A 13,485-nucleotide genomic window follows, 5' to 3' on the forward strand; every position below is an offset into this window, starting at 1 on the left:
ATTGGTATCGGTTATTAAGGTTAAAGTCACTCCTTTAATTGGTACCGTACGAAGGTACCTTACCGTCGACTTGAAGGAGTTCAATATGTTCGAAATCTAAAAAATTTTGTTTGGTGGCTTGCTAATCGCTATCACCTTTGTAAGTGATACTGTTTGTGCACAGGCTCTTGAACCCGACCCCAAGGGCACAGGTCGACCACGCACGCTGTTACCGCGTCGTTTGGAATGCATCGCTCGTGGGCCTACAAGATCACGGCGCAGGCGCGAGGCCGTGGTCGTGCAGTGCGAGCGCTGGGGTCCTCTGGGGCTGTCCTTATCTCGATATCCATATTGGAAGTTGGTGGATTTGCAAATAGACGCTGGCCAGCCGATAAGCCCGACCTTTTTTGGACTATGGTGGCGCCTGACCGAACGCACCACGCTATAGCGATCCCGCGCCAACTGATCTATCTAAGACGTGCAGTCGGTCTTGTAGACGATCTACCGCGCATTCAACCGGGGTGAATGCCCCGAATGTGGTTCTCGGCATCGTATCGTACTTCGCAAACGGGGATTCGTCGCTTCCGACAATGGGCGCCATGTCCCGCAGTTTCAGACTCCCCTGGAATCGCGAGGAGAACATGAATTACCGGATTAATATTAATGATCAGCTCACAAATCCTGATAATGAGTGGATTGACGACGGCGAGCGCAATCTCATCACGTGTCAGGACATCGGTCCTCAACTGTTCGCGGCATCCTCAGCACAGACGGAGATCTGGCTTGCCGAACAAATTAACCCATGCAACCCTGTCTACAACATTGGACAATACACCGAAATACACGGATGCATTGATCCCGCGGTGTTCGAGGAATCTTTACGCGCAGTGGTCCAGGAAACGGAAACTTTACGTTGCCAACTTATTGAGGTGAACGGGTCGATCCGAGCGTTCGTTGTCCCATCCCTCGATTGGTCGTTGCCAACTGTCGATTTCAGTTCAAAAGCAGCTCCCACGAGAGAGGCTGCCAGATGGATGGAGGTTAATTTCGAAACTCCATTCGATATGAAAAAGGGGCCCCTATTTTACTATGCCTTACTTAAGGTTGCTGCTGATTGCTTTATTTGGTATCAACGTTACCACCATAGTGTGATGGATGGTCATAGTGGCGTACTCGTTGCGCGTCGCGTTGCTCATTTCTACAGTATGCGCATTAGAGGGAGGAAAGCAGACAAATCCTATTTTTCTCCTATATCACACTTGTTAGGAAGCGATGCACGATATCGTGGCTCATTTGCCTTTGAGCGCGACAAGAAATACTGGATGAGACGTTGCTCGGACTGGCCAGCCACCGTTACGTTAGCGAATCGGTATGCTCCCGCTTTACGGCATCGCCTTCGCCAGACTGCTTATATTTCATCTCAATCGTTACGGGAACTTTTTAGTGACCATAGTCGTCTGGCAAATCAAATAACGGTAGCTGTTGCCGTCTATCTCTACCGATTTACTGGCGCCGAGGAAATACCGCTGGGTTTTACTGTCGCAGCCCGCTTGGGCGAGGATCGCTTAACTCCCAGTATGACGGCAAATGTCCTGCCCATTCGACTATCCGTTCACCATACGAACAGTGCGATGGAATTAATGGTGCAGGCTGCTGAGCAAATTCAACGCGGCCTTCGGCATCAACGTTATCGTAGCGAAGTGCTGGGGCGAGATCTCGACCGGCTTCACACACAGCCACTTTTTGGCCCTACCGTAAACCTAATGCCCTTCGATTATGGCTTGTCGTTCGGCTCTTGCTCGTCGACGACCCATAATCTTGGCAATGCTACGGTCAACGACCTGATGGTCTCGATTTATTCGCCGTCCAGCAGCGGAGAGGTGAGAATCGATTTCGATGCGAACCCCGATATTTATTCGGAAGCTGAATTGATTGCTCATCAGAGACGCTTCTTGAAGGTGTTAGGTGCAGTTGTCGACGATCCCACTCAATCGATTGGTCGTATCGATCTACTTGAATCTGATGAGCGGAATTTGTTGTTGAAAACTTGGAATCGAACTGAGACGGAATATCAACTGGATCGGTGCATCCACCAGTTGTTCGAAGAGCAAACCAAGCGAACGCCCGAAGCCGTGGCCATCGTTCACGAAGGCGAGCAACTCAGCTATGCACAACTCAATGCGCGCGCCAACCGGCTTGCCCATCAACTCGTCGCGCTGGGCGTCGCGCCCGATTCCCGGGTGGCCATCTGCGTGGAGCGCTCTGCCGCCATGATCGTCGGTCTGCTGGCCATTCTCAAGGCCGGCGGCGCCTATGTGCCGCTCGATCCCGCCTATCCGGGAGAGCGACTCGCTCACATTCTCTCCGATGCCCAGCCCGCCATCGTCCTGGCCGATCAGGCCGGCAAGGAGGTACTGGGCCAGGCGTTGGCCAGTTACACCCTGATCGACCCCAACGACGCTCCTGGACAACCCGAGACCAATCCTCAGATACCGGGCCTTACCTCACGCCATCTCGCTTATGTGATCTACACTTCCGGCTCCACTGGTGCCCCAAAGGGGGTGTGCATTGAACATTGCTCGATCGTTAATTACGCATCATATGCGGCTGAACGATTTGGTGTTGCTGACGGTCACGGCACTGTGCTTTCCTCTTCTATCAGCTTTGACTTGGGCCTCACGGCCTTGTATCCTGCGCTAATTTGTGGGCGCCGGTTATATCTCTCTTCTGAGGGCAATTCCAAGCTCGACTGGCGTCAAGCCATTGTTGACGGTAACAATTTATCACCGGTCAAACTTACGCCCTCCCATTTAGAGGCACTTCGAGGGATACTACCCGTCGAAGCGATGGCAGGGCGCATTTGTACTCTGGTCGTGGGGGGAGAAACCTTACGGCATGCGCAAATTGAAATATGGCAAACCTATGCTCCAGAAACACGGATTTTCAACCACTATGGACCGACCGAGACGACGGTCGGCTGCGTTGTATACGAAATAAAAAAATCTGCCGAACATAGCGAACCAATCCCGATTGGCCGGCCGATCTCGAACACTCGGCTCTACCTGCTAGACAGCCACGGTCAACCGGTGCCGCTAGGCGCAGTGGGTGAACTGTATATCGGCGGCGCAGGCGTGGCTCGTGGCTATCTGAACCGCCCCGAACTGACCGCCGAACGCTTCCTCCCCGATCCCTTCTCCCATCACTCCGATGCCCGCATGTATCGCACCGGTGATCTGGCCCGCTACCTGCCCGACGGCAATCTTGTGTTCCTCGGTCGCAACGACCACCAGGTTAAAATTCGCGGCTTCCGCATCGAGCCCGGCGAAATCGAAACCTGTCTCGCAGAGCACCCCGCCATACGCGAAGCCGTCGTAGTCGCACTCGGCGACACCGACAAACGTCTGGTGGCCTATGTCACAGGCAACGAAACATCGCCAGGTGAACTGCGCGACTGGCTCGCCAGCCGCCTGCCCGATTACATGGTCCCTAGCGCTTTCGTGCGGCTGCACGCGTTGCCTCTCACTCCCAACGGCAAACTCGATCGCCGGGCACTGCCCGCTCCGGATGCCGACTCACTCGCCCATGCCGCGTACGAAGCCCCCGTCGGCGCACTCGAGATCGCACTGGCCGACATCTGGCGTGAACTGCTCGGCGTCCACACAGTCAGTCGACACGATTCGTTCTTTGCTCTTGGCGGACACTCCCTGCTCGCTGTTCAAATGATCGAACGGCTGCGCCGTCTGGACCTGAGTCTGGCTGTACGCGACCTGTTCCAGACCCCGGTGCTGTGCGCACTGGCTCGCGTCCTGGGCCAGCATCGCGAAGTGCCGGTGCCGCCTAATCAGATTGCGCTGGATTGCCAGACCATCACGCCCGACCTGCTGCCTCTAATCGATCTCACTCAGGACGAAATCGATCGTATCGTGGCGAATGTACCGGGAGGGACCTCTAAGATACAGGACATCTATGCCCTTTCCCCCTTACAGGACGGCATCCTGTTTCACCACCTGCTGGCCACTGACGGTGACCCCTATCTGCTGCTCGTTCAAATGGCTTTCACGGAACGTGATACGCTGGACCGCTATTTGGCCGCGGTCCAGCACGTTGTCAATCGACACGACATTCTGCGTACCGCATTCGTCTGGGAAGGCCTGTCGAATCCCGCCCAGGTGGTCTGGCGGCAAGCTTCGCTGCCAGTAACTGAACTGAAACTCTCGCCGGCAGACGGTCCCGTTACCGCCCAACTGGCTGAGCGTTTCGATCCCCACCAGTACCGGATCGATCTAAGCCAGGCGCCGCTGCTGCGCCTTGTAGTCGCGCAAGATGAACAAGGACGCTGGATCCTACTCACCCTGCTACATCATCTGATTAGCGACCATTCGACGCTAGAGGTGATGCAGGCAGAGGTGCGGGCATTCATGGAAGATCGAGGTGCAACGCTGCCATCGCCCGAACCGTTCCGTAATCTTATCGCACAAGCCCGACTGGGAACCGCGACAGATGAACACGAACGCTTCTTCCGGGCAATGCTCGCGGACGTCACTGAGCCAACGCTGCCGTTCGGGCTGGTCGAGGTACACCGTGATGGCTCTCAGGTAGGCGAGACCCGGCGAATGCTATCCTCCAATTTGAACCTGAGGCTGCGTGCACAGGCCCAACGCCTGGGCGTGAGTCTCGCCAGCTTGTGTCATGTCGCGTGGGCGCAAGTGCTTGCGCGTACCAGTGGCCAGGAACAGGTCGTATTCGGCACGGTCTTGTTCGGGCGGATGCAAGCAGGCGAAGGAGCAGACCGGGCGATGGGGCTGTTCATCAACACGCTGCCGCTTCGGTTGGATATGGATGAGGTCAGTGTGGCCGAGCGCGTGCGTCATACGCATGCAAGGCTGGCGGAACTGCTGGAGCACGAACATGCATCGCTCGCACTGGCTCAGCGATGCAGTGGCGTACCGGCAGGCACGCCGCTGTTCAGTGCGCTGCTGAATTACCGGCATAACTCGATACCGTTCGGCGAGACCGAGGCGAACGACACCTTGTCGGGTATCGAAATGCTTAGCTCCCACGAGAGGACCAACTATCCATTCGTGCTATCGGTGGAGGATTACGGACAGGCGCTGGGGGTGACGGCGCAGGTGCAATCGCCCATTGATTCGCAGCCGGTATGTGGGTATATGGAGCAGGCGCTCCGCAGTCTGGCCGATGCGCTGGAGCAGACTCCTGGTCAGCCGGTGCGTCAATTGGAGGTGGTGCCCAAAGCGGAGCGGGAGCTGCTGCTGCAGACCTGGAACGCAACCGAGGCGCCCTATCCCGATCAGGCGTGCATCCACCAGTTGTTCGAAGAGCAAACCAAGCGAACGCCCGAAGCAATCGCATTGGTCCAGGAAAACCAGCAGTTGAAGTATGCGGAGTTGAATGAGAAAGCTAATCGTCTGGCACACCGTCTGATCGTGTCCGGTGTGGCAGCAGGCGATTTTGTTGCCACCCTACTGGAGCGTTCGATCGATCTGATCGTGGCTCAACTGGCCATCCTGAAAGCTGGCGCCGCCTACGTACCACTCGATCCGCAAGGCCCCGCTGAACGACACGCCTGGATCCTTGACGATTGTTCAGCTCGCCTGCTGATCACGGATGTTCCCGAGGTACCCCTCCCAGTCGCAGTATTGCCGCCAACCGATTCGGGTGCCGCTCAGCCAAGTCCCGCTCTAAGAGCAGCAGCCCTCGAAACTGCCTATGTAATGTATACATCGGGCTCGACCGGTACCCCCAAGGGGGTGCTCGTGACTCATAGAGCGGTCGCCCGACTGGTCATGAACAACAGCTATGCCAAGATTGGACTAGATGATAGGGTCGCCTTTATGGCAAATCCCGCCTTCGATGCCAGTACTTTTGAAGTATGGGGACCACTGCTCAACGGTGGCGCAGTGATTATTGTCGATCGCAATCATGTCCTTGATGCTCGAGGCCTGGCTGAAATCATTAGCAGTGGCAAAGTCACCGCGCTGTTCATCACAACCGCTTTATTCAACCAATTTGTTCCCGAAATTGGACCAACCTTTGCTCGACTGCGATTCCTGCTCTGTGGGGGAGAACAGGAAAAACCTGAGATTTTTCGGGCATTGATAAAGCATGGGGGACCGGAAAAACTCATCCACTGCTATGGTCCCACCGAGAGCACGACCTTTTCTACCACGTATGAAGTGTCAGCAACGAATTCCGGCAATCGTCTGCCGATTGGCCGGCCGATCTCGAACACTCGGCTCTACCTGCTAGACAGCCACGGTCAACCGGTGCCGCTAGGCGCAGTGGGTGAACTGTATATCGGCGGCGCAGGCGTGGCTCGTGGCTATCTGAACCGCCCCGAACTGACCGCCGAACGCTTCCTCCCCGATCCCTTCTCCCATCACTCCGATGCCCGCATGTATCGCACCGGTGATCTGGCCCGCTACCTGCCCGACGGCAATCTTGTGTTCCTCGGTCGCAACGACCACCAGGTTAAAATTCGCGGCTTCCGCATCGAGCCCGGCGAAATCGAAACCTGTCTCGCAGAGCACCCCGCCATACGCGAAGCCGTCGTAGTCGCACTCGGCGACACCGACAAACGTCTGGTGGCCTATGTCACAGGCAACGAAACATCGCCAGGTGAACTGCGCGACTGGCTCGCCAGCCGCCTGCCCGATTACATGGTCCCTAGCGCTTTCGTGCGGCTGCACGCGTTGCCTCTCACTCCCAACGGCAAACTCGATCGCCGGGCACTGCCCGCTCCGGATGCCGACTCACTCGCCCATGCCGCGTACGAAGCCCCCGTCGGCGCACTCGAGATCGCACTGGCCGACATCTGGCGTGAACTGCTCGGCGTCCACACAGTCAGTCGACACGATTCGTTCTTTGCTCTTGGCGGACACTCCCTGCTCGCTGTTCAAATGATCGAACGGCTGCGCCGTCTGGACCTGAGTCTGGCTGTACGCGACCTGTTCCAGACCCCGGTGCTGTGCGCACTGGCTCGCGTCCTGGGCCAGCATCGCGAAGTGCCGGTGCCGCCTAATCAGATTGCGCTGGATTGCCAGACCATCACGCCCGACCTGCTGCCTCTAATCGATCTCACTCAGGACGAAATCGATCGTATCGTGGCGAATGTACCGGGAGGGACCTCTAAGATACAGGACATCTATGCCCTTTCCCCCTTACAGGACGGCATCCTGTTTCACCACCTGCTGGCCACTGACGGTGACCCCTATCTGCTGCTCGTTCAAATGGCTTTCACGGAACGTGATACGCTGGACCGCTATTTGGCCGCGGTCCAGCACGTTGTCAATCGACACGACATTCTGCGTACCGCATTCGTCTGGGAAGGCCTGTCGAATCCCGCCCAGGTGGTCTGGCGGCAAGCTTCGCTGCCAGTAACTGAACTGAAACTCTCGCCGGCAGACGGTCCCGTTACCGTCCAACTGGCTGAGCGTTTCGATCCCCACCAGTACCGGATCGATCTAAGCCAGGCGCCGCTGCTGCGCCTTGTAGTCGCGCAAGATGAACAAGGACGCTGGATCCTACTCACCCTGCTACATCATCTGATTAGCGACCATTCGACGCTAGAGGTGATGCAGGCAGAGGTGCGGGCATTCATGGAAGATCGAGGTGCAACGCTGCCATCGCCCGAACCGTTCCGTAATCTTATCGCACAAGCCCGACTGGGAACCGCGACAGATGAACACGAACGCTTCTTCCGGGCAATGCTCGCGGACGTCACTGAGCCAACGCTGCCGTTCGGGCTGGTCGAGGTACACCGTGATGGCTCTCAGGTAGGCGAGACCCGGCGAATGCTATCCTCCAATTTGAACCTGAGGCTGCGTGCACAGGCCCAACGCCTGGGCGTGAGTCTCGCCAGCTTGTGTCATGTCGCGTGGGCGCAAGTGCTTGCGCGTACCAGTGGCCAGGAACAGGTCGTATTCGGCACGGTCTTGTTCGGGCGGATGCAAGCAGGCGAAGGAGCAGACCGGGCGATGGGGCTGTTCATCAACACGCTGCCGCTTCGGTTGGATATGGATGAGGTCAGTGTGGCCGAGCGCGTGCGTCATACGCATGCAAGGCTGGCGGAACTGCTGGAGCACGAACATGCATCGCTCGCACTGGCTCAGCGATGCAGTGGCGTACCGGCAGGCACGCCGCTGTTCAGTGCGCTGCTGAATTACCGGCATAACTCGATACCGTTCGGCGAGACCGAGGCGAACGACACCTTGTCGGGTATCGAAATGCTTAGCTCCCACGAGAGGACCAACTATCCATTCGTGCTATCGGTGGAGGATTACGGACAGGCGCTGGGGGTGACGGCGCAGGTGCAATCGCCCATTGATTCGCAGCCGGTATGTGGGTATATGGAGCAGGCGCTCCGCAGTCTGGCCGATGCGCTGGAGCAGACTCCTGGTCAGCCGGTGCGTCAATTGGAGGTGGTGCCCAAAGCGGAGCGGGAGCTGCTGCTGCAGACCTGGAACGCAACCGAGGCGCCCTATCCCGATCAGGCGTGCATCCACCAGTTGTTCGAAGAGCAAACCAAGCGAACGCCCGAAGCCGTGGCCATCGTTCACGAAGGCGAGCAGCTCAGCTATGCACAACTCAATGCGCGCGCCAACCGGCTTGCCCATCAACTCGTCGCGCTGGGCGTCGCGCCCGATTCCCGGGTGGCCATCTGCGTGGAGCGCTCTGCCGCCATGATCGTCGGTCTGCTGGCCATTCTCAAGGCCGGCGGCGCCTATGTGCCGCTCGATCCCGCCTATCCGGGAGAGCGACTCGCTCACATTCTCTCCGATGCCCAGCCCGCCATCGTCCTGGCCGATCAGGCCGGCAAGGAGGTACTGGGCCAGGCGTTGGCCAGTTACACCCTGATCGACCCCAACGACGCTCCTGGACAACCCGAGACCAATCCTCAGATACCGGGCCTTACCTCACGCCATCTCGCTTACGTGATCTACACTTCCGGCTCCACTGGTGCCCCAAAGGGGGTGATGGTCGAACACGTATCACTGGTCAACCTATACAGCGCGATGGCGTCGGAACCCGGCATCGCTGCCGATGACACTGTGCTCAATCTCACCTCGGTATCGTTCGATATCGCAGCGCTAGAGCTGTATTTGCCATTGCTGTCCGGCGCGCAGCTGATGCTTGCTTCACGGGATGTCGCAATTGATCCCGAGCGCCTTGTCGCACTAATCGAACAGGAGGCCGTCACGTTCATTCAAGCCACGCCGGCACACTGGAGCGCGCTGTTGAATCACCGCTGGCCCAACGCATCTTTCACGTTGCTTTGCGGCGGGGACGCACTGCCTGCATCACTCGCTGCACGCATGTTCGATCATGTGCAAGTCCTCTGGAACATGTACGGACCAACCGAGACGACTATCTGGTCTGCTACACATCGGATGGTACCGGGGTTGGATCCGTCTATCGGCCGGCCGATCTCGAACACTCGGCTCTACCTGCTAGACAGCCACGGTCAACCGGTGCCGCTAGGCGCAGTGGGTGAACTGTATATCGGCGGCGCAGGCGTGGCTCGTGGCTATCTGAACCGCCCCGAACTGACCGCCGAACGCTTCCTCCCCGATCCCTTCTCCCATCACTCCGATGCCCGCATGTATCGCACCGGTGATCTGGCCCGCTACCTGCCCGACGGCAATCTTGTGTTCCTCGGTCGCAACGACCACCAGGTTAAAATTCGCGGCTTCCGCATCGAGCCCGGCGAAATCGAAACCTGTCTCGCAGAGCACCCCGCCATACGCGAAGCCGTCGTAGTCGCACTCGGCGACACCGACAAACGTCTGGTGGCCTATGTCACAGGCAACGAAACATCGCCAGGTGAACTGCGCGACTGGCTCGCCAGCCGCCTGCCCGATTACATGGTCCCTAGCGCTTTCGTGCGGCTGCACGCGTTGCCTCTCACTCCCAACGGCAAACTCGATCGCCGGGCACTGCCCGCTCCGGATGCCGACTCACTCGCCCATGCCGCGTACGAAGCCCCCGTCGGCGCACTCGAGATCGCACTGGCCGACATCTGGCGTGAACTGCTCGGCGTCCACACAGTCAGTCGACACGATTCGTTCTTTGCTCTTGGCGGACACTCCCTGCTCGCTGTTCAAATGAGTAACCATGCAGCGAAGCGCGGCATGATATGTACCTTGAATGACATATTTCAACACTCTACCCTGGCGAAACTAGCTTTACACATCGACACTTATCCGTCATTTACCTCAAATATCAGTGCAATCACGATTCGATCATCCGGATTAGAGCCTCCGATATTCTTCGTACCGGATGGCTTCGGAGATCATTCTTACGCATTCGCCCTTTCCCAGAGCATAAAAATTGATTGCCCGACATATGCACTTCCATGGCCACCAAGTTTTGACGCCTCATCCAGTTTGATTGAAGGTCTTTCTGAGAAAATGGCAAATATCATAATTGGCACCCAATCAAACGGACCCTATCGAATTTGCGGCTACTGTACGGGCGGCATTCTCTCTTATGCTATCGCAAAACAACTTTCGGACATGGGAATGGAGATCGATTTTGTTGGGCTTATTGACACACCCGCCCCGAGCACTTTCAGAAATGACCATTTGACTATCGAGCAACGATTCGTTATGTCGATTTCCGATTGCGGAAATACCATACTAAAAGAACGCATAAATAAAATGCAGGAAAAAATTGGAAAATTAAACATTGAAGAGCTAATTGAGCTTGCGCAGAAACTAGAAATTCTACCAAAAACGATCCCCACCAAGGTCGCCGTCGATCACTACAAGCGCATCCACAATTACGTCGACATGGTAAAGATTTATACTCCACCGCCGTTGCATTCAACAATCCACCAATTTTATGCACTCGAGAAGCGCGGTCAAGGCGATCACACCTCTACTCAAACACATGGCTGGGATAAAATTATCCCATCGTCGCATCTCTTTACAAATCCAGTACCAGGCAATCACATCACCCTAATGACAGATAAATTGAATCGCATGCTTCTTGGTAGTGCATTGAGTCGCATATTAAAAGCGCCCAATACCCATATCTCTAAACCCCTGTCGGAGGCACTGTAACGTTAAGAGTCGCTAACACAACCTGGACATGAAGCCATGGACGCAATATCCTGGCGACATGGCAAGACGAAAAATCAGCAATGAATTGTGGGCGGCGCTGGAACCGTTGATTCCCGTGTTCGAACCATCGCCCAAAGGCGGTCGCCGACGTACGGTCGACGATCTGTTAGCGCCGATGTAAACTGACCCGCTTGGGAGAGGATGGCGGCTTTTTGCCGCCGATGCTGACTCAGCAAGCAGTGGAAATCAAGGTATTGGCAAGACGGGGAACGGCGGTACGCGAGATTGCGCGGCAAACGGGCCTGTCGCGCAACACGGTGCGCCGCTATCTGCGCGACGAGCAGGAGGGCCGTTACAGGCAACGTGAGCCACACCCGACCAAGCTCGCCCCGTTCAAGCACTATTCCCCGCGCGCGTGGCCGCTGCACGACCGCACTGGATTCCGGCAACGGTCCTGCTGCGGGAGTTGCAGGAAGCCGGCTATGAAGGCGGTATCAGCCAGCTCAAGACGTTCCTGCCACCGTACAAGCGTGCAGAGCCCGAGCCGGTAGTGCGATTCGAGACGCCGCCGGGCAAGCAGATGCATGCTAACTTCACGGTCATCTGTCGTGGCCGCGCGCCGCTACTGGCGCTCATCGCGACGCTCGGATACAGCCGTGCAAGCCTCGTGCGCTTCACCGCGGGCGAGGACGCCGCGACGTTGTGCGAGTGCCTGCAGGAAGCGTTCGTCTACTTCGTCGGGTCTGAATAATTCGCTTTGGACGACGCTTGCCCTCACGGCTGGCAGTCGACAGCGATTGAGCGGTTGAGCAAGGCGGTCAGAACAGCGGCGTAAAAAAGCCTCAGCTTCCTGAGGATCATCCGCAGGTTATGGCCGGCGCCGCACAGCACTGCGCGTATTGCGTCGCCGAGCGCGCCTTTAAGCCAGTTCCGGTCGAGCTTCCCGTCTGCCTTCATGTGGCCGATGGCTGGCTCGATCGCACTTCGCCTTCGGATCATCTCGCGTAGTCCACGTGTGATTCCGCGCCGTAATCCCGGATGGTAGATCTTCACGCCATCTGGATTTGCCCCCGTACTTCCGGACACCGCCTCACACTGAGGTTGATGAATCGGTCCTACGTCGGAACTCGCGTGGCGAGCGATATTTCAGCGCGCTATGCGGGTGTTTCTCGTTGTAATGCTCGAACGCGACGGCCAGATTGCGAGCAGCGGCGCTGCATCTGGCTTGGGCATGAAGGCCACGTAGTCGCGCTTCATCGTCTTCACGAAGCTCTCGGCCATGCCGTTGCTCTGCGGACTGCACACAGGCGTCGTGAGCGGTTTGAGTCCAATGCCCGAGGCGAAGGTCCGGGTCTTCTCGGCGATGTAACCCGAGCCGTTATCGCTGAGCCATTCAATTTGCTCTGGCGCTTTCGAAACGTTGCCGAAGCGATGCTCAATGGCCGCCAGCATGACGTCACGTACAACGTCGCCACTATGGCCACCGGTCGTTGCCGCCCAGCTCATGGCCTCGCGGTCACAGCAGTCGAGCGCAAAGGTCACGCGCAGCGGCTCGCCGTTGTCGCAACGAAACTCGAAACCATCGGAGCACCGTAAGCGGCTCGTGCCGGCCGTTATAGACGGTGGCTGAGGTCGACATCAAAGTGATGTCCATCATTTCCGATCTGATGGGCACCACTTTGACACAGTCTGCAGAGAAGAAGCCAGGTACACGAACGGGGCGCCCGAATTACCCCCGGGAGCTTCGTGAGCGACTGGCAGCGGCAGCTTGCGAGCCTGGCGTATCAGTCTCAAAGCTGGCCCGGGAGAATGGCATCAACGCGAACATGCTGTTCACCTGGCGGCGGCGATATCTGGACGATCAGCAAGCTCGATCTGCCGGGCTCATTCCGGTCGTATTGCTCAGCGACACGCCAACAGAGGTCATTGCATCAGCTCCGGTAGAAGCGCAAGCGCTGGGCGCGAAGCCTGTCTCACCGGTCGGCACGATCGAGATCCGGATCGGTCGTGCGGTGGTTAAAGTGGACGGCCTGGTTGATGCCGATATGTTGCGGATCGTGCTGGGCAGTCTGCGCTCATGATCTCCCTACCGGCAGGCACGCGCATCTGGATCGCTGCTGGCGTCACCGATATGCGATGCGGGTTCCAGGGGTTGGCAGCGAAGGTGCAAACAGCGCTTGAGGAGAATCCTCTGGGCGGCAACGTCTACATCTTCCGGGGCCGTCGCGGCGATCTGATAAAAATTCTCTGGGCCACGGAGGACGGAATCTGGCTTCTCGCGAAGCGGCTTGAACGAGGCCGGTTTATATGGCCCAAGGCCGACGGTGGCAAGGTCCATCTGAGCGCCGCGCAACTGTCGATGCTGCTTGAGGGCATCGACTGGCGACAGCCCCGTCGCACTGCCGCACTATCGATGTTGTAAACC

3 protein-coding genes and 4 pseudogenes are annotated in these 13,485 nt (G+C 57.5%); 5 read left to right on the plus strand and 2 right to left on the minus strand.

From position 1 onward, the window contains the following. Positions 1–620: 620 nt before the first annotated feature. The 3 genes and pseudogenes from QFZ91_RS25585 to QFZ91_RS25595 form a co-directional block, all read left to right on the plus strand. Positions 621–11,060: an amino acid adenylation domain-containing protein gene (locus QFZ91_RS25585; protein ID WP_429568865.1), complete on the plus strand. Its 10,440-nt coding sequence runs from the start codon at positions 621–623 to the stop codon at positions 11,058–11,060. A gap of 58 nt (positions 11,061–11,118) precedes the next feature. Then, positions 11,119–11,232 (plus strand): annotated as a pseudogene (locus QFZ91_RS25590) (IS5/IS1182 family transposase); the annotation flags it as partial. A gap of 49 nt (positions 11,233–11,281) precedes the next feature. Then, positions 11,282–11,805: pseudogene (locus QFZ91_RS25595) on the plus strand (helix-turn-helix domain-containing protein); the annotation flags it as partial. A 29-nt stretch (positions 11,806–11,834) separates the two neighbouring features. Here the strand turns inward: QFZ91_RS25595 and QFZ91_RS25600 are convergent. Both QFZ91_RS25600 and QFZ91_RS25605 read right to left on the minus strand, forming a co-directional pair. After that, positions 11,835–12,125 (minus strand): annotated as a pseudogene (locus QFZ91_RS25600) (IS5/IS1182 family transposase); the annotation flags it as partial. A gap of 25 nt (positions 12,126–12,150) precedes the next feature. After that, positions 12,151–12,650, minus strand: a pseudogene (locus tag QFZ91_RS25605) (integrase core domain-containing protein); the annotation flags it as partial. A 32-nt stretch (positions 12,651–12,682) separates the two neighbouring features. Here QFZ91_RS25605 and tnpA point away from each other — a divergent pair. Together tnpA and tnpB are read left to right on the plus strand one after the other, a co-directional pair. Continuing rightward, on the plus strand, positions 12,683–13,141 hold the full coding sequence (tnpA, locus tag QFZ91_RS25610; protein ID WP_429568718.1) for an IS66-like element accessory protein TnpA: 459 nt from the start codon (positions 12,683–12,685) through the stop codon (positions 13,139–13,141). Beyond that, positions 13,138–13,482 carry an IS66 family insertion sequence element accessory protein TnpB gene (gene tnpB / locus QFZ91_RS25615; protein WP_429568866.1) on the plus strand — a complete coding sequence of 115 codons (345 nt, stop codon included), beginning with the start codon at positions 13,138–13,140 and terminating at the stop codon, positions 13,480–13,482. The genes tnpA and tnpB overlap by 4 nt, the downstream gene beginning before the upstream one ends. Positions 13,483–13,485: the final 3 nt, after the last annotated feature.

This window comes from Paraburkholderia sp. JPY419, from assembly GCF_050435705.1.
GTDB classification, from domain to species: Bacteria; Pseudomonadota; Gammaproteobacteria; order Burkholderiales; family Burkholderiaceae; genus Paraburkholderia; species Paraburkholderia youngii.